The organism is Paenibacillus sp. P4_A7, assembly GCF_056402455.1.
This window is the reverse complement of record NZ_JBFUHJ010000876.1, coordinates 1-786: the sequence shown is the minus strand read 5'-3', so window position 1 is coordinate 786 and position 786 is coordinate 1. Positions and strand designations below refer to the sequence as shown.

The 786-nt window shown below is 52.7% G+C and carries 1 pseudogene; it reads left to right on the top strand.

What is annotated here, in order from left to right:
- Nucleotides 1-46: 46 nt before the first annotated feature.
- Nucleotides 47-786: pseudogene (locus AC1DWN_RS34650) on the top strand (hypothetical protein); the annotation flags it as partial.

The window sequence follows — 786 nt, the reverse complement described above, 5'->3', positions numbered from 1 at the left end:
GAACTAACAGAGAACTTGATATGGTTTATAAGAAAGGATGATAGAAATGCCAAATGATAATCAAGCTCGTCCTCCTGCTGGTTCCTTTAGAGAAGCTGGTCGTTATCCCATCGACCTGACAGGTCCTCGCAGTCACACTCTTGTCATTCAGCCCGGTGTGGGCAGTCTATCCATTGGACCGTCGCAATTGGGGAAGAAGGCAGATCTTCACGTTGCGCCTGATGCCTTAATCGATTGGACCGTATTCGATGCCTTTGCCACTCCTGCGGGCTCGCCCTGGCCGCGATTTCTGTACTATACAGGCAGTGACGTAGGATTTTTTGACTGGGCGCAAAAACGTCCCATTGAAGAGATGACGTGGGCTCCGATCCTGTTTGCAGATACGGTGGCGGACGCCAGACAGTCCAATTTGCATGGCTTATTTATCGAGTTGGACCAGTCTGGGGGGCGTTTGAGCCTGAAGCTTCCAAAACGGAATTTCCGACTGGGCGTGTCCGGCGATCTATCACGCTTCTCGGCCACTGGCGATATGCCATCTTCTCTGACACTAGCGCCGCGCACTAGCCGACGCAAGAGTGATTCTTCTTTCTTGCTGCCCGACCTGGGTGAATTGCACCAAGTGGCGAGCCTAACGCTACGGAATGCGCCGCTAGGACAGCCCATCTCGCTGGAGTGTCTGAACCGGTTCCCAAATCTTAACTCACTGAGTTTGTGGGGGAACTTTTGTGACATGGACTTGCTGGCTCGTCATGCCCGGTTAACAAATCTGGAGCTACGCTTCATGCC